Annotated in this window: 23 protein-coding genes; 13 read left to right on the top strand and 10 right to left on the bottom strand. The window is 41.8% G+C overall.

The window, feature by feature from the left end:
- Nucleotides 1-21 precede the first annotated feature (21 nt).
- The 7 genes from PSH41_RS01655 (at nt 22) to PSH41_RS01685 (ending at nt 8766) form a co-directional block, all read left to right on the top strand.
- Nucleotides 22-1383, top strand: coding sequence for a TolC family protein (locus tag PSH41_RS01655; protein ID WP_273588687.1), 1362 nt, complete (start codon nt 22-24; stop codon nt 1381-1383).
- Nucleotides 1380-2525, top strand: coding sequence for an efflux RND transporter periplasmic adaptor subunit (locus PSH41_RS01660; protein ID WP_273588688.1), 1146 nt, complete (start codon nt 1380-1382; stop codon nt 2523-2525). The genes PSH41_RS01655 and PSH41_RS01660 overlap by 4 nt, the downstream gene beginning before the upstream one ends.
- Complete coding sequence (locus PSH41_RS01665; RefSeq protein WP_273588689.1) at nt 2525-5710, top strand: efflux RND transporter permease subunit; 3186 nt, start codon at nt 2525-2527, stop codon at nt 5708-5710. The genes PSH41_RS01660 and PSH41_RS01665 overlap by 1 nt, the downstream gene beginning before the upstream one ends.
- Entirely contained in the window at nt 5710-6393 is a 684-nt protein-coding gene (locus PSH41_RS01670; protein ID WP_029772931.1) for a response regulator transcription factor, read from the top strand. The genes PSH41_RS01665 and PSH41_RS01670 overlap by 1 nt, the downstream gene beginning before the upstream one ends.
- On the top strand, nt 6390-7676 hold the full coding sequence (locus PSH41_RS01675; protein ID WP_273588690.1) for a sensor histidine kinase: 1287 nt from the start codon (nt 6390-6392) through the stop codon (nt 7674-7676). The genes PSH41_RS01670 and PSH41_RS01675 overlap by 4 nt, the downstream gene beginning before the upstream one ends.
- Nucleotides 7677-7885: 209 nt before the next feature.
- On the top strand, nt 7886-8344 hold the full coding sequence (locus PSH41_RS01680) for a hypothetical protein (protein ID WP_248451228.1): 459 nt from the start codon (nt 7886-7888) through the stop codon (nt 8342-8344).
- 77 nt (nt 8345-8421) lie between these two features.
- On the top strand, nt 8422-8766 hold the full coding sequence (locus tag PSH41_RS01685) for a PDZ domain-containing protein (RefSeq protein WP_024033228.1): 345 nt from the start codon (nt 8422-8424) through the stop codon (nt 8764-8766).
- A 155-nt stretch (nt 8767-8921) separates the two neighbouring features.
- Here PSH41_RS01685 and PSH41_RS01690 read toward each other — a convergent pair whose 3' ends face one another.
- The 3 genes from PSH41_RS01690 to PSH41_RS01700 form a co-directional block, all read right to left on the bottom strand.
- On the bottom strand, nt 8922-9869 hold the full coding sequence (locus tag PSH41_RS01690; protein ID WP_273588691.1) for an alpha/beta hydrolase: 948 nt from the start codon (nt 9867-9869) through the stop codon (nt 8922-8924).
- A gap of 107 nt (nt 9870-9976) precedes the next feature.
- A complete protein-coding gene (locus tag PSH41_RS01695; protein ID WP_273588692.1) occupies nt 9977-10834 on the bottom strand; it encodes an MBL fold metallo-hydrolase in 858 nt (285 codons plus the stop codon).
- Nucleotides 10835-11263: 429 nt separating this feature from the next.
- Nucleotides 11264-13147 carry an AMP-binding protein gene (locus PSH41_RS01700; RefSeq protein ID WP_273588693.1) on the bottom strand — a complete coding sequence of 628 codons (1884 nt, stop codon included), beginning with the start codon at nt 13145-13147 and terminating at the stop codon, nt 11264-11266.
- 184 nt (nt 13148-13331) lie between these two features.
- Here PSH41_RS01700 and PSH41_RS01705 point away from each other — a divergent pair, with 184 nt between their 5' ends.
- On the top strand, nt 13332-13736 hold the full coding sequence (locus PSH41_RS01705) for a nucleotide triphosphate diphosphatase NUDT15 (RefSeq protein WP_273588694.1): 405 nt from the start codon (nt 13332-13334) through the stop codon (nt 13734-13736).
- On the opposite strand, the gene PSH41_RS01710 is transcribed toward PSH41_RS01705, so the two are convergent.
- From PSH41_RS01710 to PSH41_RS01725, 4 genes are all read right to left on the bottom strand, one after another.
- Complete coding sequence (locus PSH41_RS01710) at nt 13726-14814, bottom strand: polysaccharide lyase family 7 protein (RefSeq protein ID WP_273588695.1); 1089 nt, start codon at nt 14812-14814, stop codon at nt 13726-13728. The genes PSH41_RS01705 and PSH41_RS01710 overlap by 11 nt on opposite strands.
- 128 nt (nt 14815-14942) lie before the next feature.
- Nucleotides 14943-15893 carry an alpha/beta fold hydrolase gene (locus tag PSH41_RS01715; protein WP_248530574.1) on the bottom strand — a complete coding sequence of 317 codons (951 nt, stop codon included), beginning with the start codon at nt 15891-15893 and terminating at the stop codon, nt 14943-14945.
- 46 nt (nt 15894-15939) lie between these two features.
- Entirely contained in the window at nt 15940-16710 is a 771-nt protein-coding gene (locus PSH41_RS01720) for a substrate-binding periplasmic protein (RefSeq protein ID WP_126008777.1), read from the bottom strand.
- Nucleotides 16711-16804: 94 nt separating this feature from the next.
- Nucleotides 16805-17800 (bottom strand): AraC family transcriptional regulator, encoded by a 996-nt coding sequence (locus PSH41_RS01725; protein ID WP_273588696.1) that lies wholly within the window; start codon nt 17798-17800, stop codon nt 16805-16807.
- Between the two features lie 97 nt (nt 17801-17897).
- Between PSH41_RS01725 and PSH41_RS01730 the strand changes: the two genes are divergently transcribed.
- Both PSH41_RS01730 and PSH41_RS01735 read left to right on the top strand, forming a co-directional pair.
- Nucleotides 17898-18344, top strand: a complete 447-nt coding sequence (locus PSH41_RS01730) for an SRPBCC family protein (RefSeq protein WP_273588697.1) — start codon at nt 17898-17900, stop codon at nt 18342-18344.
- The gene (locus tag PSH41_RS01735) at nt 18341-19168 is read left to right on the top strand and encodes a sterol desaturase family protein (protein WP_273588698.1); all 828 of its coding nucleotides are present in this window, start codon (nt 18341-18343) and stop codon (nt 19166-19168) included. The genes PSH41_RS01730 and PSH41_RS01735 overlap by 4 nt, the downstream gene beginning before the upstream one ends.
- Nucleotide 19169: 1 nt before the next feature.
- Here PSH41_RS01735 and PSH41_RS01740 read toward each other — a convergent pair whose 3' ends face one another.
- Nucleotides 19170-19553, bottom strand: a complete 384-nt coding sequence (locus tag PSH41_RS01740; protein ID WP_004586056.1) for a hypothetical protein — start codon at nt 19551-19553, stop codon at nt 19170-19172.
- The gene (locus PSH41_RS01745) at nt 19550-19855 is read right to left on the bottom strand and encodes a hypothetical protein (protein WP_036963831.1); all 306 of its coding nucleotides are present in this window, start codon (nt 19853-19855) and stop codon (nt 19550-19552) included. The genes PSH41_RS01740 and PSH41_RS01745 overlap by 4 nt, the downstream gene beginning before the upstream one ends.
- Before the next feature lie 270 nt (nt 19856-20125).
- Between PSH41_RS01745 and PSH41_RS01750 the strand changes: the two genes are divergently transcribed.
- Together PSH41_RS01750 and PSH41_RS01755 are read left to right on the top strand one after the other, a co-directional pair.
- Nucleotides 20126-20545 (top strand): VOC family protein, encoded by a 420-nt coding sequence (locus PSH41_RS01750; protein ID WP_273588699.1) that lies wholly within the window; start codon nt 20126-20128, stop codon nt 20543-20545.
- Nucleotides 20546-20698: 153 nt separating this feature from the next.
- On the top strand, nt 20699-21484 hold the full coding sequence (locus PSH41_RS01755; RefSeq protein ID WP_273588700.1) for a hypothetical protein: 786 nt from the start codon (nt 20699-20701) through the stop codon (nt 21482-21484).
- 25 nt (nt 21485-21509) lie between these two features.
- On the opposite strand, the gene PSH41_RS01760 is transcribed toward PSH41_RS01755, so the two are convergent.
- A complete protein-coding gene (locus PSH41_RS01760) occupies nt 21510-23096 on the bottom strand; it encodes a sensor domain-containing diguanylate cyclase (protein WP_273588702.1) in 1587 nt (528 codons plus the stop codon).
- A 294-nt stretch (nt 23097-23390) separates the two neighbouring features.
- On the opposite strand from PSH41_RS01760, the gene PSH41_RS01765 reads away from it, so the two are divergent.
- Nucleotides 23391-23849 (top strand): DoxX family protein, encoded by a 459-nt coding sequence (locus PSH41_RS01765; RefSeq protein WP_273588704.1) that lies wholly within the window; start codon nt 23391-23393, stop codon nt 23847-23849.
- Nucleotides 23850-23862: the final 13 nt, after the last annotated feature.

Here is a 23862-nt window from a genome sequence, read left to right on the forward strand (position 1 = left end):
ATGTAAATTAGGCACAGTTAAATGGTTTATTTTAAAAAGCGCTCAACGGTTTTATTGCTTGCACTTAGCTGCACGCTTGCTGCGTGTAGTAGCCAGCCAAGCTATACAGGTAATAGCACCGAGCAATCGCTAAAGCAGCATGCAAATTGGCAATACACACAAGATGATGCAACCGAGGTAAGTTATATCACTGATTTAGTGAATATAGCGGGGCTTGATTCGCTTATTAACCAAGCCGTTGCAAATAACCCTTCATTTAACCAAGTGCATGTGGCGCTAAAACTTGCTTATGCGCAGCGCGATGTTACCGCAGCAAGCCAGTGGTTTAGTGTAGATGCCGATTTTGACGCTCAGCGCAACGAAACAACTGGCACACAGTACAGCTCATTACTAGGGGTTAGCTGGGAGGCCGACGTATGGCAAAAAATTGCTGATAACGTAGCCGCGCAAGACATGACCATAGCCAGTAATCAGGCCACTTACCAAGGCGCTAAAGACACCTTAGTAGCCAGCGTGATGCGCACGTATTTAAACATTATTTTGCAGCAAGATTTACTTAACATAGAGCAGCAGCGCTTAACGGTTTTAGAAAATAACGAGCAAAGTATTGTTGAGCGTTACCAATACGGCTTAGGTGATTTAGAAGCCCTTGATACCGCGCGTACAAATACCGCTTCAACCCGAGCCACTATTGCCGATTATCAAGAACAAATAGCACAAGCTAAACGCGCTTTAGTATTATTAGTGGGCGTTGATAAACTTGAAAACTTACCTACTACCTCTGTTTTACCTGAGGTTATTGAGCCGCTAAGCGCGTTACCAGAGCAAGATTTAGCGCGTCGCCCCGATTTACAAAGTGCCTATTACAATATTCAATCTAAACGTTATTTAGTGGATGTAGCTTACAAAGATTTACTGCCAAGCATTACGCTTTCGGCATCGCTTAGCGATTTAGCAACTACACCCAGCCAAGCATTATTAACCAGCCCAGTATGGAACTTACTAGGCAGTTTAAGTGCGCCGTTGTTTCAAGGCGGGGCACTTCGTGCGCAAGTTGATTTTGCAAAATTAAATGCCGAACAAGCCTTTTGGGAATACCAAGACACGCTACTTAGCGCCGTAAACGAAGTAGAAAATGCGCTAGGTCAAGAGCAATCATTAACACAGCAACAACTACAAATTAGTAAAGCACTTGCCAGTGCTAAGCGAAGTTATAGCAACTACCAAAGCAAATACCAGCAAGGTTTGGTTGATATTTTAGACCTACTCACTGTGCAGCAGCAGATGTACGACCTACAAGCTCAGCTTAGCCAAATAAATTACACCCTTTTAACTAACCGTATAGATTTAGGCCTTGCCTTGGGCCTTGGAGTATCGTCATGAAAATTTCGCCAGTACCTGTTGTTGTAACTCTTGTTGCCATTGTTTGTATAGGGCTTGCTATTTCATATAACGGCCAAAAAATGGCGCAGCAAGCAAATGGCCCAAAGCCGGAGCCGGCTAAATCTGTGGCACCCAATGTATCGGTTATAAATGCTGTGCCAAGTACCTATCAAGCCTATGTTAGCGGCCACGGTGAGGCTAAAGCGCACTGGGCACTTAGCTTAAAAGCACAAGTTAAGGGCGAAATAACCAATATGAGCGAGCAATTTGCTACCGGTAATGTAGTTAAAAAAGGCCAAGTGCTTGCACAAATAGATAACACCGAATACTTACAAGCAGTCGCGAGCGCTAAAGCCACATTGGCAGATGCCAAACTTGCCCTACAAGAAGAGCAAGACTTAGGAAACCAAGCAAAGCGTGAATGGCAGCGCTCGGGTGTAACACAAGCGCCAAGCTCACCTTTAGTATTTAGAACGCTACAGCTAGAAGCTGCCCAAGCAACGGCCGATAACGCCCAATACGCACTCCAAACTGCGCAGCGTGATGAAAAAAACACCCATATAAGTGCGCCGTTTGATGCTGTTATTTTATCGCGCGATGTAGATTTAGGCACTTACGTAAGCATCGGCGATACACTTGCTACATTAAACAGCACCGACAAAGTAGAAATTAGCGTACCGCTTTCATTAAGCCAATGGCAAAACCTGGCAAGCGATAAGTCGGGCGAGGTTATTTTAAGTGATGTAACAACACAGAATCAGTGGCAAGGTTACATTGCTCGTTTTGAGCAGCATCTTGACGATAACTCTCGTCAGCGCAGTGTAGTGGTTGCGCTAGACAAACCTTTTGAGCAAGCAACACCATTGTTACCAGGTACATTTTTAGCGGTACAAATTGCCGGTAAAGCGCTTAACAACGTAATTAAATTACCCGCCTCAGCAGTATCGCAAGAGGGCTTAATTTGGTACGTAAACGAGCAAAACACGTTAATGAGCATTCAAGCGCAAAAACTATTTGAGCGCGGTGATTACGTTTATATCTCTCCAATTGAAGGGCACACTAATTTACGTGTGGTGGCTCGCCCACTCGTAAGCTACTTAAACGATATGTTAGTAAACCCAATTGTTGAGGAGATGCCATAATGAGCCCGCATCAAGCACCGCAATTACCTAATAATACTAACCCTTTGCACGGCATTATTAGCTGGTTTGCTAACAACTCAGTGGCCGCCAATTTATTACTCATTAGCGTAATAGTAATGGGCATAATGTCGCTTTCTACTTTGCGTAAAGAGGCGTTTCCAAGCCTTGAGCCAGATACTATTTCAGTATCGGTGGTTTACGACAGTGGCGATGCCTTACAAGCAGAAGAAGGCATCGCCCTAAAAGTAGAAGAAGCCCTTGAAACCGTACCGGGTATTAAGCGCATTACCTCTACATCCGATGCCAGCGGCAGTCATGTAAGCATTGAGAAAAAAACCGATTACTCGCTTGATGAGCTACTCACCGATGTTAAAAACCAAGTTGATGCCATAAATAACTTTCCGGCAGATGCCGAAGAGCCGGTGATCGACAAAGCGCGTAGGCAAGATCACGCATTAACCTTACAATTGTTTGGTGATGCCGACCGCCATACGTTGCAAAACCTAGGTGAAAAACTAAAAGCCGATTTATTAGCTAAATCGGGCATTAGCGATGTAGAGCAATCGGGCGTGCTAGACCCTATGATGTCGGTAGAAATCGACGAAGGCAAACTACAAGCCTACGGTTTAACAATTAGCGATGTAAGCGAGGTGATTAACAACGAATCATCGAGCCCGCTTTCTACTAGCTTGCGCGATAGCAATAAAATAATGCGCCTAAAAGCGGCAGACCAAGCTTATTGGCAGCGCGACTTTGCCAATATAGTGTTACTTACAACGCAATCAGGCACACAAATTAAATTAGGTGATGTAGCAACCGTTACCGACACATTCGCAGAAGATACCAACTCACTAAGTCGTTATAACCAACAAAATGCCGTAGGCATTGAAATTTTAATGGATGAAAATAGCGATATAACCACCATAGTTGAGCAAGCACAAAGCGTAATTGATACATGGCACGAGCGGGGCTTATTACCGCAAAATGTAGAGCTTGAAAGCTGGCACGACAAAAGCACCATGATCACCGAGCGCCTATCGCTGCTTACTAAAAATGCCGTAACCGGTATTATTATGGTGTTTGTTATTTTAGCGATATTTTTAAATGTACGCGTTGCACTATGGGTTGCGGGTGGCTTGCCATTTGTATTTTTTGGCACGCTGTACTTTATGACCGACAGCTACACCGCACTGACCATAAATGAAATGACCACCTTTGGTTTTATTATGGCGCTGGGGATCGTGGTCGACGATGCCGTGGTTGTGGGGGAGAGTATTTACACCACTCGCAAAAAACACGGCGACAGCCTTAATAACACGATTTTAGGCACCATGAAGGTGGCTGTACCCACCATCTTTGGGGTATTAACCACGGTAGCGGCGTTTGTTGCGCTTTCGAATGTATCTGGCAACTTAGGTAAAATTTACTCACAGTTTGCGACCGTAGTGACGATATGTTTACTGCTTTCGGTTGTTGAATCAAAACTTATTTTACCGTCGCATTTAGCCCACGTAAGCACTAAACGCCAGTTAAAGTCGGGTCTTAGTGGCTTGTGGTCAAAGGTGCAGCATGGCGCCGACAGCGGTCTAACTTGGTTTAGCGATAAAGTGTACCGCCGCGTTATTGAATACTCGTTACGATTTAGATACGCCATTGTTGCTGCATTTGTGGCCTTTTTTATTCTGGTTGTTGGTATGCCTATGACCGGTGCAGTAAAAGTAGGTTTTTTCCCAAGTATTGCCGGCGATACCGTAACCGCTGAGCTTGTTATGCAAAACGATGCAGCGTATGGGCAAACTAATAAAAACTTGTTAGCGCTTGAGCAAAGTGCACTACAAGCCCAGCAAAATTTAATGGATAAGTTTGACTCGCAAGAGAGCGAAATAACGAGCTTACAATTAGTGAGCAGTAGCGATACTAGCGGTACGGTAAGTGTTGAGCTATTAAACGAGGGCGACTTTACTGCAAGCGAATTTGCACAAGAATGGCAGCGCCTTGCCGGTATGCCAGAGGGCAGTAAAAAGCTACAAGTATTGGCTACACGTAAAATGGTCGATAACTTTAAAGTGGAGCTAAAAGCCTGGGATGACGAAACCGTAATGACCGCAGGCGCACTGTTTAAAGAGCGCTTACAAAATACTGCTGGTGTTAATGGCATAGATGATAATTTAAACCCAGGTCAGCCACAGCTTAAATTTACCTTAAATGCACAAGGGCGCGCTTTAGGTATGGATACGGCGAGCCTATCAGAGCAGGTTTTACAAGCTTTTGGTGGAGCAATTGTACAGCGTTACCAGCGCGATAAAGACGAAGTAAAAGTGCGTGTGCGTTACCCAGAAAACGCCCGTAAAACACCAGCCGATATAATGCAATCGCGTATTAGATTACCCGATGGCACTGTAGTACCTTTGGTTAACGTAGCCAATATAAGTAGCGAATATCAGCAAGATGAAATAACCCGCATTGATGGCCTACGTGCAATTTACTTAAGCGCACAAGTAGATAAAAACATTGTGGCATCTAACGAATTAGTTGCTAACTTAAGCCGCGATTTAGTACCTGAGCTTAACGCGCAATTTCCTAACTTAAGTATTCACTTTGCCGGAGAAGCCGAAGAGCAAGACGAAACAACAGGCTCAATGGCCACTATGTTTATAGCCGCGTTATTAGTTATTTACGTATTGCTGGCGATTCCACTTAAATCGTACATTCAACCTATGTTGATTATGGTGGCGATTCCGTTTGGTATTGTGGGTGCTATTTTAGGCCATTGGTGGAACGACTTAACCATCAGCATACTTTCTTTAAATGGTATTTTGGCGCTCAGTGGGGTCGTTGTAAACGACAGCCTATTATTGGTATCGCGCTTTAACGAGCTGGTAAAAGATGAAGGCATGAGCACGCACGATGCCATTGTAGAGTCGTGCACAAGCCGCCTGCGCGCGGTAATGCTTACCTCAATTACAACCTATGCGGGCTTAGTGCCGTTATTAAGCGAAACCTCAATGCAGGCACAGTTTTTAATCCCTGCTGCGGCATCACTTGGTTATGGTATTTTGTTTGCCACGGTTATTACATTAATCCTTATTCCGGCATTATTAATGATTCAAATAGACATTAAGCGCTTACTTGCCAATGTGTTAGACTTTTTAAGTGGTAAACGCACCCAAGGAGCTGCCTCTTAATGATAAACGTACTACTGGTTGAAGACGACATAGACCTGGCAACAACAATTGTTGATTACCTCGATATAGAAGACATTGAGTGTGACCATGCAAGCAACGGCGTTTTGGGCTTAAATTTACTGCAAATTAATGATTATCAAATGATTATTTTAGATGTAAACATGCCCAAAATGGACGGCTTAACAATGTGCAAAACATTGCGTGAACAAGGTAAAGATATTCCGGTATTAATGTTGACCGCACGCGATAGCCTCGATAATAAACTTGAGGGCTTTGCCGCCGGTAGCGACGACTATTTAGTAAAACCCTTCGCTATGAAAGAGTTAGTAGCGAGGGTACAAGTACTGGCAAAGCGCAAAAGTGGTGAGGCAAAACGCCTCACCTTAGCTAATTTAAATTTAGATTTAGCAAAGCGCAGTGCCGATGTAGAGGGGCAAACATTAAAGTTATCGCCCATTGCATTTAAATTGCTAGAAACCTTAGTACGCCATGCGCCGCAGCCTGTTACGCGCAGTAGCATTATGCAAGCTATATGGGGCGAAGAGCAGCCCGACAGCAACAGTTTAAAAGTGCATGTGCATCATTTGCGCAAGCAATTAGAAGCAACCACACACCAAGTTACACTTGAAACCATTCCTAGTGTGGGCTTTGCAATAACAGCAAATGAAGGGCAACCACAATGAAAATAAGGCCTAGTTTAAGGCTCTACTTTTTTGCCAGTATGGTGGTGCTTAGCTCTGCTATGGCCATTGGCTTTTCGTTTTTAAGTGTAAATTACTTTATTGATGGGCTAGATAAAGGCTTAAACGGGGTTATGTTAAAGCTTTCGCAAACCACAGAAGTAAAGCCAGGGGAAACAAAAGAGCTGGTGGGCTTTAATATAGCAAGTCGCTGGGAAGACATGCCTGCGTCAATTCAGCAGCGTTTTAAAAAACCAACAGAGGTGGGGCTTTTACATAAAACAAAAGACAGGCCATCGATGTTTTCTATGCCGCAAAATTTATTTTTTGTGGTGTATTATCCAAACCCCGAAGGCGAGCCGCGTTATATATCGCGCATTATGCTCGAAAAAGACAAACCACAATTGCTCGCTAATATAGAGCCCGAACAACGCATGCTATGGATTGCCATTACAGGCATTGCTGCCATTGTGTTATTTGCGTTTTTTTTGTTTATGGTAATGAAAAAAATAGCCAAGCCAGTGGAGTCGTTAAGGGGTTGGGCTAAATCGTTAAACCAAACTAATCTACAGCAAACACCGCCCGATTTTACATATAACGAACTAAACACTTTAGCCACATTAATACGCAGCAGCTTACTTTCGGCAAATGAAAGCGTAGAGCGTGAACAGCGCTTTTTAAGCTATGCCAGCCACGAGCTGCGTACGCCAATTTCGGTTATTCGCAGTAACGTTGAGCTACTCAATCGGCTGAGCGAAAAAGCCCCGTTAAGTGATAAACAGCAGCTTACACTTGAGCGTATAGAGCGCGCCGGTTTAACCATGAGCGATTTAACCGATACGTTATTATGGCTAAGCCGCAACGAAGATCAGCAAAGTAGTCCAGAACCTGTAAACCTTAGTGATAAAATAACGACCCTGAGTAATGAGCTTAACTACCTGCTTAATGCTAAGCACGTTGAGGTGGTTTTAAACACCCAACAAGAGAGCGTTATTACCACCGATGCTACTGCGTGCCACATTGTACTGACTAATTTAATTCGTAATGCCTACCAACATACCCAATTTGGCCAAGTACATATTACGCAGCAAGGCAGTAAAGTGACTATTGTTAATTGTAGTAAGCAGGACGAGGCCCCTAAAGCGAGCTCGCCTTCAGCAAAACACGCCAGCATAGGGTACGGACTAGGCCTGCAATTAAGCGAAAAAATAATAAAACGCCACGGCTGGATTTACGATGTAAACGACAAGCCAGGGCGCTATGAAGTGGTGGTCGATTTTAGTTAGTTATTTGGTTAATTAGGTTTAAAGTATTAATAACCGCGCTAAGGCTTTTTATAAAGTGTTAGCGCGGTTTTTTATGTGAAATTAAACATTTGATTGAATAGTATGCGATAGTGGAGTGTGAAACTGGGAATGGGAAATTGCTCTATAGTAATCAGGGCAATCCAGTACAAACTAGTTGCGATTATTGAATGTTTTATTTTAGGAGATGTATGCAGATACTTTTAGTTTTTATATTACTTTGCCCATTTTGGGTATGTAGTGCTGAAAATACATCGCTTGTTATTTCTGAAAATGTACTGAGCTCAGATGAAGCAAAAAAATTACACATTCATCGACTAGTTGATGGAAATAGTGAAAATTTGGACGATAGCTGGATAATACTAATGTATCCCGAAGTTGATCAGCAAGGCCAACCAATATCTGAGTTATGCATAAGTATTAATAGTGGTCCAAAGAAGTTAGCTTCGTTGTGTGCTGCTATAAACAAGTCTGAAATTAGCGGGTTTAATCGTTCTGATTTTGAAATAGGGGAAAGTGTTTCTGTTTCAGCTGATTTTACATATGGTGCGGCTAGTTATACTTTACAAAATGTTTTATTACTTGAAAGCGAAGACTATGAGTCATTCAAAGAGCGATATAACAAACGCGGCGACCCAGAGAATGATTAATAGTCATATATTTAGCAAATAATACAAAAAACGATACCAACATATTTAGTGTTGGATAACATGGAGTGTTTATTTTTATGTTCAAAATTATAATTATTTTAATATCAATTATTTCTTTTAATGCCTTGGCAGCAGAAGAAGTGAAGCTTGGAGTTGTAGGGAACGTTGGGGCGGATGGCTTTTTTAGCCCAAAAGTAATGTCATTTATTATTGAAAACGTAAAGCCTAATTCACCCGCTGAAAAAGCAGGGATTGTTGCAGGGCAAAAAATTATTTCTATAGAAGGCTGTAAAATTCCGGGCTGCCCTGCCAGTAAAGCAAAAAAATTAATGCGAAAGGAGTCAGGGGACATCTTACAGTTAGTTTTAGAAAATGAGGATGGTAGCCAAGTTCCTTTAGAGGTTCCTATGAATGCTTGGTAAGACTAATGAGCTTTAAGCGCCGTTAATTGTCGGACGGTGCTGCGCTTCCGACCTACGTTTTAAAACGGTTTAAAAGTCTATTAAAAAAGCGGCTTAACGTAGTAAACATTAAGCCGCTTTTTTGTGATTACTGATAGGATAATACTTGTAAATGATTATTCGGGGGCAGCTTGCTTGGTTTTTCTAAACATAAACTCAAGGGGAATGTGTAAGCGTTTTGCCCACGCGTTTTCGGTGTGATCTTCCCCCGGGAAATACTGGCTTTGCCATAGCTTTGCTGGGTATTGTTGCGCCATAAATAAATCATCAATTTGCGCTTGTAGCTTAGGGTACATGGAATCTAAAGTGCTGTCGCCGTAATCAAAATACACTTTTTGGTTACTCAGCTTTGCGATGTTGTTGGCAATGTAATTTTTAAACTCGGCAAATACTTCGTCGTCGTGGCTAAAAATACCCGGCCAGTGGGTCGACATACAAATAGCGCCGGCAAATTCGTTAGGGTAATTAAGTAGTGTATACCACGATATAAGCCCACCCATGCTAGAGCCACCAATATAGCGGTGCTGCGCGCCTTTGTTTACGTTGTAGTTAGACTCTATGTAAGGAATAACTTCTTTAACTAAAAAGCGTGAGTAGTTGTCTGAGTACACCTTAGAGGCAAATAATTTGTGGCCTGGGTATTTTTCTAACTGGTATAGGGCATTTTGCTTTTGTTTGCTCAAGGCCTCAAACGGTTGTTGTGGGTAGTATTCGCTGTGGCGGTTTTCAACGGCGTTTGGAATGCCTACCACAATAAATGGGCGTACTTTGCCTTGCTCTATTAATGAGCCGGCTACTTCATCTACGCGCCACTCTTGTTTGTTCCATGTGCTATTGGCGTCAAACAGCATGCGGCCATCGTGCATGTAAAGTACATCGTAGGTGGTGTTTTTGCTGTAACCTGGCGGTAACCATACATTTAAAAAACGGTTTTTTACAAACTGTGATTCTATATTGTCGATCACTTCAATTTGGCCCTTGCTTACTTGCACTTTGGCCGTGCTTGCATAGCTGGTATGCACTACAAATATTGATAAGCTAAACAGTAAAGCAACTAATTTCATGGTGGCGCCTTAGCATACAAAAAGTGCACTATCACAAGCTCGCATTGTTAATTCAATGTGAATACGTATGCACTTGTATTTAAGCTATAAATGCATACACATACAATTTATAAATCGCTGCGCCAGCCCATGCCCGACTCTTCCATAAGGCGCTCGTATACGCCCTCAATATTAAGTGGCAGCCATGCTTTATATTGCTTTAAATCTGAAAATTCATCGAGCTTAACGTTTTGTTTTATTTGCTCTAGGCTTTGCCCTGCAAGCGCTGCGGCGGTTACTTGGTTGTACAGTTGCTCTATATAACTTAAATAACGTGCAACATCGGCTTTATTACCCATATCGGCATGGCCGCCCACAAAGGTATTAAAGTCGTAATTTAATACCGCTTGGGTTGAATTAATCATACCTTGAATATCGTAGCTCCACAGTTTTTGCCATGGCATTCTGCCAATGACTATCCAATCGACCACAAATAGTGTTTTTTGCTTTTCGAACAGCATACTTACCGAGCCTCGGCCATCGTTAGGGCCGTGGTAGTTAAGTTTTAAGGTTGAGCCGCCAAGGCTAAGTATTAGTTCATCATCAAAAGTAAGGTTAGGCATAACCGTTTTTATTTTCGTGTTTTTAATATCTTGCGCGGTAAGTTTGTGCGCTGCAAAGGTTGTGTGCGGGCTTTTAAATACCTCTGCGCCGTAAATATGGTCGCTGTGATTATGGCTGTATACAACGTATTTAACGGGTACGTTATAGCGGGTTTTAATTTGCTCCTTTAACCAAGTGGCGGCTTTTTTATTAAGTGGGTCGGTAACTATTGCACCTTGTGGGGTGATTAAAAATACCGAGCGGTGTCTGTCGTCAATAAAGCGGTGGAGGCCATCGCCTAAATCTTCAATTTCGTAACTTTGCGCCATAAAACCTGTAAATAGTAGGCTGGTGGCAAGTAGTGTTTGTATTAAGCGAAGCATGCACAATCCTGTTTAATGTTCTAAGGGTCTGTTGACCTTTGCGGATTAAAATTTGTTCAAACTAGGGGCTATTTAATCGCGGCGCGAGGTTTGTAACCTAGTGGGCTAAGTAAAAGCCGAGCAAAGCTTCCGCGTCCTGCTCACGCCCTTTACCTACATCCATGTAGGCAACAAAGAGTAAATAGCCCCTAGGAAGAACCCTTTGGGCAGCGCCTGTTTGGCATTAATGCTACGTTATCGCCTATTTGTGGGGAACAACCACACTATATAGGCTCTGCCTTGCCTAAATACCAAACAGACAGCTGCAAATTTAACCTTAAAAGATCAACAGACACTAGCATTAAGTAAGAAAGTGCTAATGAGTATAAAATTTCAGTCAAAGTAAAAGCCATTTTATTTTAAATATAAAATGGCTTTGTTAGGTTGGATTTAACGCAGGGTGAGCTGCTGGTTTATTTCTTCAAAAATACCGGCATCGTCTATGGTTGAAGGAATTTGTAGTTCGTCGCCATCGACCAGTTGACGTAAATTTTTGCGTAGTATTTTACCTGAACGAGTTTTTGGTAATCGCTCTACGCTTACTATCGTTTTAAGGCACGCTATAGCGCCTATTTGGTTGCGTACTGTTTGCACAAGCTCTTGCTCTACATCGGTAGGGGAGCCGGTAAAGTCGTTTTTAAGTACGATCATGGCCATCGGTAATTGGCCTTTTAGTGTATCGGTAACGCCAAACACCGCGCACTCTGCAACGGCTGGGTGGGATGCGACTATTTCTTCCATTTCGCCGGTTGAAAGCCTATGGCCTGCTACGTTTATAACATCGTCGGTGCGGCCCATTATAAATAGGTAACCATCGTCATCTATGTAACCACCATCGCCGGAAAGATAATACCCCGGGTACTGAGTTAAATAACCGGTTTTAAAGCGCGCTGTGTTTTGCCAAATGGTGGGTAAGCAACCTGGCGGCAGCGGCAATTTTATAGCCACCACGCCTTGCTCGTTTGGTGCGCATTGCTCGCCTTGCATATTCAATATTTGCACATCAAACCCAGGGGTTGGCACGGTAGAGCTACCTGGTTTTGTTACTAATTCTTCTATGCCTACGGGGTTACAGGCAATAGCCCAGCCGGTTTCTGTTTGCCACCAGTGATCGAGTATTGGCAGGTTGGTTTTTTCTTTTAGCCAGTTATACGTTGGCGGGTCGAGCCGCTCTCCCGCTAAAAATAGTCGTTTTAAACTACTGGTGTTGTATTGCTTAAAGCCCTTTGCATTTGGGTCTTCTTTTTTGATGGCTCTAAACGCAGTGGGCGCTGTAAATAATGCATTTACTTGGTATTGCTCTACTACTCGCCAAAATGCACTGGCATCAGGTGTGCGAACTGGTTTGCCTTCAAATAATACTGTTGTGCAGCGATAAATTAGCGGGGCATACACTATGTAGGAGTGCCCAACGACCCAGCCTATATCTGAGGCAGCCCAAAATACGTCGCCGGGCTGCATGCCGTAAACGGTTTCCATGCTGTAGTGCATAGCAACACCATGGCCGCCGTTTTCACGCACTACGCCTTTAGGCGTACCTGTGGTGCCTGAGGTATATAAAATATAAAGAGGATCACGCCCACTTACAGGTACTGGCTCTACTGCAGTGGCTGTTTGCATTGCCTCATCCCAGTTAATATCTCTTGAGGGGATAAGCGTGGCAGCTACTTGTTCGCGCTGGTAAATAACGCAGTGATCTATTTTATGATTGGCAAGATCTATGGCGTGATCAATCAGCGGTTTATATTCTATTACGCTATCTACCTCTACACCGCACGAAGCGCTCAGTATGAGTTTAGGTTTAGCATCGTCTATACGTACGGCGAGTTCATACGCTGCAAAGCCACCAAATACCACAGAGTGTATAGCGCCTAATCGGGCGCAGGCCAGCATGCCTATTACAGCTTGGGGGATCATGGGCATATAAATAACAACGCGGTCGCCTTTACTAACGCCTAACGATTGCATTACACCGGCAAATTTAGCTACCTCTTGCTGTAACTGGTAGTAGCTATACTTCTGCTGCGTGTTGGTTACGGGGGAGTCGTAAATAAGCGCGGTTTGCTCGCCAAAACCTGCAATAACGTGTTGGTCGAGCGCTAAAAAACTGGTGTTTAGTTGGCCATCATCAAACCAATGGTAAAGGCCGTCAGTGTCTTGTGTGAAGGCGTGTTCGGGATTTTTATACCAAGGTAGGCGCTTTGCTTGTTCAAGCCAAAATTGTGCTGGGTTTTGTTTAAAGCTTTCGTATTGTTGTTTATATGGGCCTAACATAATGGGCTCCTAATACTAAATGTGTGTGAGAGACCTTACAAAAGGTAGGCTTTTTTTTAACCGATAGGTATTCGACTATGGTCGGCTAAAAGTTAAACAACACGTTGGGTTTTAAAATACAAAATTGACAATACAAAGCGTGTGGCTCAGCATGGCGAGCAATTAAAATAAGAGAAAACGCAATATGAGTAACGTAGTAAGAGTAGGGGTTGCGGTTATTATAATGCGCCAAAACACTATTTTATTAGGTGAGCGAATAGGGTCGCATGGTGCAAATACATGGGCAACGCCTGGTGGACATTTAGAATTTGGTGAAAGTGTTGAGCAGTGCGCAATACGCGAGGTATTTGAGGAAACAGGGCTAAATGTGAGTAAAATTACTAAGCTTGATTTTACTAACGATATTTTTAGTGCTGAGAAAAAACACTACATTACTTTATACGTAAAAGCCGATTACGAGGGCGGCGAGCCTGTGCTAAACGAGCCAAATAAATGTATGCAGTGGCGCTGGTGCGACATTAATAATTTACCATCGCCACTGTTTACATCACTTAAAAACTACTTAACTACAACAACGCTTACGGCTTAGTTGATGGGCTTAATACTAATTTTTTAAAGCTCACTTGGGCGTAATCACCATTTTGTTTGTCGGTGGCCCAATCGCCAGTGCCTAAACAACCTGGGTACCAAATGCCTTTAGCGCTTTTAGTGCTACATTGGTTATATGCACCCGCTTTAAAGTAATGCCAATCGGCAGCATAGCCATTAGGGTGATCTTTTTCATCTACCTTGCCATAGGCATCTACGTTATTGCCTAAGTTAATTGCGTAGTTAACGTCTTTTTTGCCTTGGGCGCTAAAGGTTAAGTACATCATGTTTTTATGCACGTTTACTGTGTAACTAAAGTCTTCGCCAAGCGCTATGCCTGTCGCACCGGGATCGTCCGAGTTTTCCCAGGTATTACCCCACACAGGGTATGTAATGTCGGTACGGTTAGGATCTTTTTTTGGTAAGTTACGTTCGTAGTTCCAAAAAACAGATCCGGTTTTATGGCCAGGCCATTTTTTATAATAAATTTTAAGCGGTTCGTTACCCCAGCCAAAACCCAGTTTAGTATCTATTAAGGCCTGATCTTTACCTGCGTGAATTTGCCCTACCACCACAGAATAAGCGGCTTTTTTATTAGGGTCGTTAGCGCGTAGTGCAACATGATCCACCTTTAGGGTGGCTTCCATTTTTCCGCCTACCGAGCCAAAGCGCTCCGATAGCGGGTGTACTGCTAGGGCAAAGTTATTCTTTGAATTTTTAGTTTTTATTTTGGTATTGGTGCCGCGGATCATTTGTCTTAGTTCACTGCGGGTATTAGTAGAATTGGCGCTGGTAAGCGCTTTGTTTGGCGAGGTAAATACCATATAACCTTGATCATCAAGGTAGAAAAAATCAGGGTGCGCGTAGGTTTGGATCTCTTCTACGTCTACGGTATCTATTTTTCCATCGTTATTGAGATCTACAGGTACGTTTATTTTCCATTGCGATAAATCAAATTTTGACGCAGGTACTGCGACATTATTATCAACAGGTGTACTTGTGCTGGCACAGCCCATAAATAGCAAAGGGGTAACAGCAGCCAGTGCTGTGAGTTTAAAAGTAGATGTTAGATTTTTCATTGTTGTCTCTGTGTGATGATATTAAAAATGAGCGATATTAACTTCGCTTAACTTTAATCTAACATACCAATTTAAAATATCAACATTACCAATTTTTTGTTTTTGTAGTTTTTATAGTGTCTTTTTGGTTATACCAAAGTGGTTTTTTGTTGCTGTTGTTTTTTACGTTTTTTATTTAGGTGTTTGCGCTGCGCTTTTTTTACATGCTTAACTATCCACTTTGTCATAAGAGGCATAAGCTCTGGCGCAAAGTTATGGCCCATCCCAGGGACTACTCTTAGTTTGGCTTTTTTTATAAGGCTTGCCGTTTTTTTGCCTGCACTTACGGGTATTACCACATCGTCGCTGCCATGAATTACTAAAGTGGGCGTTTTAATTTTACGAATTAAATGTTGCCTATCTTTACTCGCGGCCATAGCAATAAGTTGGCGTTTGTAGCCACTTGGATTATGCGAGCGTTCTACAATTTGCGTTGCATGATGGCGAAGTGCGTCTTCTGATTGAGGGTAAGCGGGGCTGCCAATAAGTTGGTTAAGTTTAATGTTGTAGTTTATTGCCTCATCACGGCTGGATGTTTTGGGCTTTAATTTGGCAAGCTTTATAAATACGCCAATGCTTTTGGCACTCAGCCTTGGCAGGCTAGAGCTTGACATAATAGTGGTTAAACTTAGCACCTTTTTTTTATGTTGAGCTGCAATTAGCTGAGCAATCATACCGCCCATAGAAGCACCTACAAAATGCGCTTTTTTTATTTTAAGCGCCGCCATAAGCGCCAATACATCGTTTGCCATATCATCAAGTAAATAGGGCGTTTGCGTGCGTATGGGCAGGCGTTTACTTAACCACGTTTTAAATAAACTCGGGCTAGGGTGATGCTCTAAATGGGTAGATAGGCCAGTGTCGCGGTTATCAAAGCGTATAACCCTAAAGCCTTTTTTTACTAAGGTGTAGTAAAGCGAGTCCGGCCACACGGTCATTTGTGCGCCTAAACCCATAATAAGTATGATTGCAGGGGCTTTTTTATCGCCTTCGTCTTGGTAACTGAGTTTTATACCCTGAGGTGTTTTAATTGTTCGCATAGCCAACTAGCAGTGTTTGCGTTGCTAAAATTATAGACCCTGTTTATTACAACTTGTTGGCAGTAGCCGGAAGCGGTAGCTGCCACTTGGTTAAAATAGCCTGATATTCGCCGTTTTCTTTTAGCGTGTTAAGTGCATGGCTAATAGCGCTTGCGGTGTGTTTATCTAGGGTTTTGTTGGCACTAAAATATAATTTTGAAGGGTAGTCGGTTAAATGAATTCGCTTAGTTATTAAATTGGGATTTAGGCCTGAGTGCTTTAGCTCGTTATTTAACGTAAGAGTGTTGGTTAGTACAAAGTCGATGCGTTTTTTATAAAGCATTTGCCACAGTTGCTGATAGTAGCTTACAAGAACTAGGTTTTTGTCTTCGGTAAAACCGGCGTTTTTTAAATAGGTGGCACTTGAATAGCCACGTATTGTGGCCACTTGGTAAAATTTTGCGTGATTAAGGTGGGTAACTTCATCAGTACGGTTTTTTAAGCTAACTAAATAAGCATCGGCAAAGTATGACTCACCTAGCCAGGTGTATTGCCTTGCTCTAATGGGGGTTTTTAAAAGAGACAACGCAATTGCATTTGGGTTGTTTTCAAGCATTGTAAAAATACGCGCCATAGGAATTATTTCAAACTTGGCGGATAGCTTTGTGTGTTTAATGGTGGCTTTGGCTAAATCGACTAATGCGCCGTCGGGTTCGTTATTTTCATTTATAAAATGATAAGGCGGGAGATCTTCTGCTACAAAGGTAATGGTTTGTGCGTTGCACATGGCGCTATAAAGCATAAACACACAAATACTCAATACTACACGCACAAATATAACCCACATTTTTAATTATTATGCGCTCTAGTTTAAAGAGTGTTGATTAAAAGGTATACCATAAATGTTTATTTAATGTGAATAACTCTGCGGTTCATTTATGTTTTAAAAATTGTGTGGGTGTGCAATGGTGCCATCGTAAAAAAGCACGATTAAACGAGCTCTGATCTTTAAAGCCTAACAGGTTAGCTAGTTCGCTAAGTGGGAGCGTGCCAATTAACGTGTGGGAGCGGTTTTTTCTTTCTTGTTCTAGCAATTGTGCAAAGGTTACATGTTGTTTTTTTAAATGTCGCTGTAGCGTGCGCGGTGTTACGTTTAGTGCGCTTGCAACTGCAATAAGCTGGCAATTTTGTAATGTTGTTTTTGCAATAAGTAGCTGTTTAACTTTTTCTGTTAAGCACTGCTGACTTTTAAAACGCGATAGCTGCTGTTGTGAAAGCTGCTTAAATGTAGCATTTACAATGGCGTTGTCGGTTTTAAAGGCAAGGTTTAAATAACTGCTCGGAAAGTTTATTTGGTTATGCGCTGCGCCGCTTATAACGGGGCATTTAAACCAGGCCTCTAACTGTTGTGTGTGCCTTTTAGGCCAATTATGTATAAAGCTGATACTGCTTGGGCAAAGCGATGCGTTTATTAATTGGCGAATAACGCTTACCCACGCAGTCATGTTTCGTAATACAACCTGTTCATTACAATGAGGATGAGCATGCCAGCGCACCGTAGCGGTGTCTGTAGTTTGCAAAAACTGCGCTTTACCAATATCTGCCACTAAGCTGTCGTAATTTAACAGTGCCTTTATAGCGCTGCTTAGGGTATCGCTCGATTCTATTAAATAGCCCAATATACCGTAATCTGCGGGGCGAATGTGCATACCTAAAGTAAAACCAAACAGCGCATCGTTTAGCACTTTTTGGCCGTACACAAGCAGCGCATTGTAACTTTGTAAACTAATACGGGGTGCTAATTGCTGACTATGCTGGCGACTAAATTCAGTAAACCCGATTGCCTTAAGAGCCGTATTAGAATCAATATCTTGGGTTTGCAAGTAATCTAAAATGCTCGAAAAGTAATGATCAGCCAGTGTATGCATTTGTCGTCTAAAGCTAAAAAATGGTCGTGTATGAGCAAGCTTGCCATGTTCAATTTTTATATGCTAGTTACATGAGTAATTATCTTCGCTGTAAACAATGATCTTTATATCAATCAAACAAACGCTTAATGCAGATCCTTTGCAAATAATAACCACCTTGTTGGATCATCAGCAGTTAGATCGCTTTTTTAATGCCAAGTTTGAGCTAATAAAAACAGCAAATAGCGGTGAGCTAAAAGGCGGTAAAGGCGCTATTAGGCAAGTGAAAATGGCAAATGCCACGTTTAATGAGCGTATAATAATGGCTAACCCCAGCCACATTTGCTACCAAATAGTAGGCAATAAGCCTGTGGCACACCATCAAGGTGATATTTATTTAGTTGCTAATAAAGGCGCTAAAAGTATCACTACCGAGCTTAACTATTGTATACGCTGCAAAGCGCCGTGGTGGCTGCCAAATGCTTTGCTAAAACACTTAATTAGTAAAGATATAACCCAGGCATTAAATAAACTGCAGCATTACTTTATGGCGGGCAAAGTATGAACTCAGAAATTATTTTACTTGCCCTAAGCCCTGTGTTTTTAGTGTTTGTATTCTTTGAATTTGTAAAATTTAAGCGCTATTACAATATAAAAGACAGCCTAGCAAACACCGTTTTAGCCTTGTTGCACCAAGGCGTAGATGCAATAGCACTGCTGCTACTTATGCCATTTTTTTACATGCTTTACGAGTACCGCTTATTTGATATAAAGCTAAGTGTGTTAAGCGTTGCTTTTGCATTTTTACTGCAAGATTTTTTGTACTATTGGTTTCATCGTGCGTCGCATCATATTCATTGGTTGTGGGCTGCGCATGTGGTTCACCACAGCTCCACTAAAATGAATTTTACCACTGCGTTTAGGCAAAGCATAATGTACCCAGTAGCCGGCATGTGGGTATTTTGGCTACCTATGATACTGCTAGGGTTTGACCCTTTAACCGTATTTAGCGTAGTGGCACTTAATTTGGCGTATCAATTTTTTGTGCACACGCAAATAGTGGCTAAGTTAGGCTGGTTTGAAAGCGTATTTAATACGCCATCGCACCACAGGGTTCATCATGCAATTAATAAACGCTATCTTGATAAAAACTTTGCCGGTGTACTTATTATTTGGGATAAGTTGTTTGGCACCTTTGTAGAAGAAGACAAAAATCAGCCCTGTAAATACGGCATAGTAGGGCAGCTAAATAGCAATAACCCACTAATAATAACGTTTCATCAGTGGGCTCATTTATTAAAAAGTACCTATACGGCGAAAGGGTTAAAAGCTAAATGCAAAGTACTATTTGGCTACCCAACCAGTAGTGTTAAAGTTAAAAACGAGTGATTTAGCCAAGTGGCTTTTTACTTCTTGGCGCTCCGAGTAAAATAAACATGTGGCAAATACAAATAGATAAAAATGCACTCACACCTAAGGCACCGCCATAACCATCAAGCTTTGGTACTAGGTATTCAAATAGAAACGAAAATAAAATAGATGAGCTGGCCACGGTATAAATACCAAATCGGTGTGGGGCGCTCATGCCTATAAACGTGCCGCCAAAAAACACGACTGAGTATAAGTCGGGGTTTAGGTTTAAAGCACTTAATAGTAAATAAGCAATAATAGAAAGCGAGGCCGATGCACGTATGCCATCAAAACGATTATGTTTGGCTAAGTAAAACGTTAAAAACGCACCTAATAAGGCTATAAATGGGTATTCTAAATTCATAAAACCATTCCTTTGGCCAACATAAATAAAGCCACGCTTGCAAAGGCAACACTGCCAAGCTTACCGCCAAATCCGGTAAACATATTTATGGTAAGCACATATAAACTGGCGCCAATAACAGAAATTATGGCTATTTCCCAATAACTTGTAATTAAGTGTGTAGAGCACATGCCGGCAAAACTACCTGCGTAAATAGCCGCATAGGGATGGTTTTTAAACCGAGCAGGAAAAGGAATAAACGAGCCAATTAGCCCTGTAAGCGCCGCCGAAATAACTAAGGGCAATGCAAAAGTTGTGTGCATGGCAAAGCAGGCTACAAAGCCTAAAAAGAAGGTTATAAACTTTAAAAATAAGAATTTAATCATAGCAGCGCATTTTAAACTAATCCTTTTACGCTTTCTAACTATCTCTAATAAATAAATGTGGGTGTTAGCGTTAAATGTTATTAAGGCTACTTTTTAATCTGGGCTGGTATTAACTATGCTTATTTGTGGCTGTTAATGTTTCATAAATTATATTTTATGTATAATAGAGGTTATTAATATACAAATTTAAAAGATTAAAGGTAATTTATGTCTAACTGTTTGCACTTGGCTATACCCGCTGGCGATTTAAAAGTAGCGAAAACGTTTTACTGTGATGTGCTTGGCTGTAAAACAGGGAACAGCGAAGAAGGGCGCTGGGTAGACATAGACTTTTGGGGTAATGAGCTCACATTACATCAAAGCGAAGAGCGCTTACCCACTGTTCGCCACTATGTAGATATGGGCGCAGTGGCGGTACCGCATTTTGGTATTCATTTATCTGAAGATGAATTTAACGGTTTAAAAAAACGTATAGAAGATGCGGGGCTTGAATACCTAGATAAACCGTATCGCCGTTTTGTTGGTGATGAGTTTGAACAAGAAACCTTTTTTATTGAAGATCCAAACGGCAACGTGCTTGAAATGAAAACCATGGTAAACCCTGAGGTTTTATTTAAAAAAGCGTAAGCAATATTTATTAAAGAATAGGCCACTTTTGTAGTGGCCTTTTTTGTACCTATAGATGAAAATAATTACACCGTATGAGTGATATTTATTCACTCTACAGTACGGAATTTTAAACGTAGACTAACGCGCAACTCTCATACTTTATAGTTATTTATGTTGCTGTTAAAACTCACCATTGCGCCATTACTTTTATTATTTATTCACTTTGCTCAAAAACACTTTGGCAGTTTTGTGAGCGGTATTATTCCGGGCTTGCCTATTACATCGGGCCCTATTTCGTATTTTATTGCGCTTGAGCAAGGTAAGTTATTTGCTAGTAACTCGGCTGTGGCGTCGTTGTATGGCATGAGCGGTATAGGCTTATTTTGTTTTTGTTATGCTGCCATGCTTGCAAAATATGGGGTAGTTAAAGCGTTGTTTGCTGCATTAACACTATGGTGCGCTTTTAGTGCATTTACCTTGTTATTGCCGGTGAATATTGCCTTTGCATCGGTGCTTTCGCTCAGTACTTTATTGGTGCTTGCGCTGGCATCGAGTAAGTTAAAATTTGCACCCGATGCCAAACCTTTTACCGCTGCGTGGGAGCTGCCGCTAAAAATGTTACTGGTCAGCTGCTTTATTATGTTAGTTACGTTTATATCGGCAAAAATAGGGGCAATGTGGAGCGGGTTACTTTCTACTTTTCCGGTAATTTTGGCGGTTATGGGCAGTATTGCGCATGCAAGTGATAAAAAATACTCGGCGTATAAGGTGCTTAACGGCGGCATTATTGGTTCGTTAGGGGGCTGTGTGTTTTTTGCTGTGATTGCACTCGCGCTTAAGTTTGAATTTGTGATTTGGCAGGTATATGCAGCGGCTGCAGTGTGCTCAACTTTATTTACCATTATTATGAGCCACTATGTAAACCGTAAACAATTTGCCAAGCCGGCTACGGTTTAATAGCAATAAGCAGTATTGCCTAAATTTAGCCATCTACTAACGTGAGCGGTTTAACCTTTCGTTGTATTTTTTCGTGGTACATGGCGGTGTCGCCCGCTTTTAAAATTTCATCAATAGAGTGGGGAGGTTCACTAAATACGGTAGTACCCATACTCGCTTTAATGGCTATAGGGTCGTTGTTGTGATTTATTGTGAGCCTATTTAAGGCGGTTTTTAAATGATGAGTTTTAGGATTTACCTGCGCATTAGTATAAAAATGTGCAAGTACGACAAATTCATCACCGCCTAAGCGCCCTACAGCATCGCTGCTGCGAACACTGCTTTTTAAGCAACGGGCAACGTTGCATAAAGCGTCATCGCCTACAGCATGGCCGTAGCTGTCGTTTATTTGTTTAAAGTCGTCTAAATCTATATACATCAAACATAATACGCCGCCTTTTTTGGCGTGCATATTGATAAGCGCGGATGATTTTTTAGCCCAGCCCCTGCGGTTTAAAATACCACAAAGGGGGTCGTAGTCTGCTTCGGTTTCGGCGCGCTTTTGTGCAATTCGCATTCGGCTTATACGCCTTGAAACCGCAACAGCTAATAAAAATGATTCAACCGCAAACGCTAACACAAACCCATAACGCTGCATAAACGGGCTTTGGTTAATAAGCAGCACCCTAAAAATCATACTTACTAATACAAAGCTAAGCGCTACAAATACGAGTGTTGCCTCGCGTACACCTTTGAGGGCTTGCATGGCTGCTAAAGTAAATATAACAGCCACAATAAACAGCGAAGAATAAGCCATTATATGCCCTGCTATTGTCCAAAATAACAGGTCGGTAACGAGCATTTTAAGTACCGCGCATAGCATTACAGTACAGGCCAATGTTTTGAGCAGCTTGGTTAATTTAGGCCAGCGTTTATTAGTCTCGAGTAACGCAAGCATAAACCATGTGGCACTTAGTACGGTTAAGCCAATGCTAAGTAGGTATAAGTTAAAAATAACGCCAGAGACATGCTGCGTTACAAATAAATACAGTTGCCCTTCTTGGAGTAAAATAAAGCTGCCAATACAAAAAATGTAAATGCTGTAGAGCTTAAATACACTTTCGTTAAGTCTATGTCCCATTATTAATACATAAAAAATAAGTGTAATGCACAACCCATAAAATGAGCCCATAATCAGCGAATGTTGCTGTGCTTTTTTAAAATAAATATGAGTTGGCTGCCATTTAAACCGCGGTGTGTAATTAAGCTTTGATTCTAATGTTATTGTGGCTGTAAAAGCCCCCGAGTCCATTAAGTAGGCTACTTGCCCTGCTTTTAAGGGCGCTTTTACAGTGTTGTTTTGCTGCCAAGTAAAGCTATCTAGCCCCGGGCGTAAAAAGCTTAGTACGCCACCATTTTTAACAGAGCAACTTATTTGGTATTGATTAACACCGCGTTGAGCAGTGAGTTCAGAAGGAGTATTTACCTTTAGCACAGAGGCAGGCGTGGGTGAGTTTAAGTGCTTTATTTTACATGTATCGGCAGCATGAGAATCAAAAGTAATAAATAACGTGAGCAAAGTAATGAAAACAAAAAAGAGCGCCCCCTTATTTTTAGGTGGGAAAAACGTCAATCTATTACCTTTATAGCTCATAAGCGGATCCAATTTTTACTACTTTTTTTATACTAGCAGAGCCGGACTATTTAGCTATTAGTTTACTGTTTAATAACGCTTAAAAGTGCGCTATTAAACTAGCTCCTGAGGTGCTTATGCCCGCTAAGTACAAAATAGCCGCAACTTAGTTAAGCAATTAAAAACACCATGTTGATAATTTGGCAATAATATTCGTATTAATTGTTTTAAATGATGATAGTAAACTGTACTCATTGGTTACTAGCCTTATTAACAATAAAACAGGATCACACTATGAAATACTTACACTCATTATTAAGCTCTAACGCAGGCATGGCAGCACTTATTTTACGTGTACCCGTTGGTTTAATTTTAGCAGCGCACGGCGCACAAAAATTATTTGCTTGGTTTGGCGGCTACGGCCTTGAAGGCACAGGACAGTGGATGGCAAGCATTGGCCTTGAGCCTGGCTACTGGCTTGCAATGATGGCAGGCAGCGCTGAATTTTTTGGCGGTATTGCCTTAGCTATTGGTTTATTAACGCGCCCAGCAGCTGTAGTTACGGCGTTTACTATGCTGATTGCGATATTTAGCGTGCACATTAGTCATGGTTTATTTGTAGCAAACAACGGCTATGAGTTCGCACTTACTTTGTTAGTTGCCACGGCTGCACTGACTATACAAGGTGCAGGTAGCTTATCAGTTGATAACGTAATTGCTAAAAAGTTAGCGAACAAATCGCTGCCTCAGTAGTAGTAAATAACAA

It is taken from the genome of Pseudoalteromonas sp. CST2, from assembly GCF_028599385.1.
In the GTDB taxonomy this organism is placed as follows: domain Bacteria; phylum Pseudomonadota; class Gammaproteobacteria; order Enterobacterales; family Alteromonadaceae; genus Pseudoalteromonas; species Pseudoalteromonas atlantica.

Excerpts from the sequence above, each read along its gene's own strand:
- PSH41_RS01655 (WP_273588687.1), top strand. The coding sequence starts at position 22 with ATGGTTTATTTTAAAAAGCGCTCAACGGTTTTATTGCTTGCACTTAGC.
- PSH41_RS01660 (WP_273588688.1), top strand. The coding sequence starts at position 1,380 with ATGAAAATTTCGCCAGTACCTGTTGTTGTAACTCTTGTTGCCATTGTT.
- PSH41_RS01665 (WP_273588689.1), top strand. The coding sequence starts at position 2,525 with ATGAGCCCGCATCAAGCACCGCAATTACCTAATAATACTAACCCTTTG.
- PSH41_RS01670 (WP_029772931.1), top strand. The coding sequence starts at position 5,710 with ATGATAAACGTACTACTGGTTGAAGACGACATAGACCTGGCAACAACA.
- PSH41_RS01675 (WP_273588690.1), top strand. The coding sequence starts at position 6,390 with ATGAAAATAAGGCCTAGTTTAAGGCTCTACTTTTTTGCCAGTATGGTG.
- PSH41_RS01680 (WP_248451228.1), top strand. The coding sequence starts at position 7,886 with ATGCAGATACTTTTAGTTTTTATATTACTTTGCCCATTTTGGGTATGT.
- PSH41_RS01685 (WP_024033228.1), top strand. The coding sequence starts at position 8,422 with ATGTTCAAAATTATAATTATTTTAATATCAATTATTTCTTTTAATGCC.
- PSH41_RS01690 (WP_273588691.1), bottom strand. The coding sequence starts at position 9,869 with ATGAAATTAGTTGCTTTACTGTTTAGCTTATCAATATTTGTAGTGCAT.
- PSH41_RS01695 (WP_273588692.1), bottom strand. The coding sequence starts at position 10,834 with ATGCTTCGCTTAATACAAACACTACTTGCCACCAGCCTACTATTTACA.
- PSH41_RS01700 (WP_273588693.1), bottom strand. The coding sequence starts at position 13,147 with ATGTTAGGCCCATATAAACAACAATACGAAAGCTTTAAACAAAACCCA.
- PSH41_RS01705 (WP_273588694.1), top strand. The coding sequence starts at position 13,332 with ATGAGTAACGTAGTAAGAGTAGGGGTTGCGGTTATTATAATGCGCCAA.
- PSH41_RS01710 (WP_273588695.1), bottom strand. The coding sequence starts at position 14,814 with ATGAAAAATCTAACATCTACTTTTAAACTCACAGCACTGGCTGCTGTT.
- PSH41_RS01715 (WP_248530574.1), bottom strand. The coding sequence starts at position 15,893 with ATGCGAACAATTAAAACACCTCAGGGTATAAAACTCAGTTACCAAGAC.
- PSH41_RS01725 (WP_273588696.1), bottom strand. The coding sequence starts at position 17,800 with ATGCATACACTGGCTGATCATTACTTTTCGAGCATTTTAGATTACTTG.
- PSH41_RS01730 (WP_273588697.1), top strand. The coding sequence starts at position 17,898 with ATGATCTTTATATCAATCAAACAAACGCTTAATGCAGATCCTTTGCAA.
- PSH41_RS01735 (WP_273588698.1), top strand. The coding sequence starts at position 18,341 with ATGAACTCAGAAATTATTTTACTTGCCCTAAGCCCTGTGTTTTTAGTG.
- PSH41_RS01740 (WP_004586056.1), bottom strand. The coding sequence starts at position 19,553 with ATGAATTTAGAATACCCATTTATAGCCTTATTAGGTGCGTTTTTAACG.
- PSH41_RS01745 (WP_036963831.1), bottom strand. The coding sequence starts at position 19,855 with ATGCACACAACTTTTGCATTGCCCTTAGTTATTTCGGCGGCGCTTACA.
- PSH41_RS01750 (WP_273588699.1), top strand. The coding sequence starts at position 20,126 with ATGTCTAACTGTTTGCACTTGGCTATACCCGCTGGCGATTTAAAAGTA.
- PSH41_RS01755 (WP_273588700.1), top strand. The coding sequence starts at position 20,699 with ATGTTGCTGTTAAAACTCACCATTGCGCCATTACTTTTATTATTTATT.
- PSH41_RS01765 (WP_273588704.1), top strand. The coding sequence starts at position 23,391 with ATGAAATACTTACACTCATTATTAAGCTCTAACGCAGGCATGGCAGCA.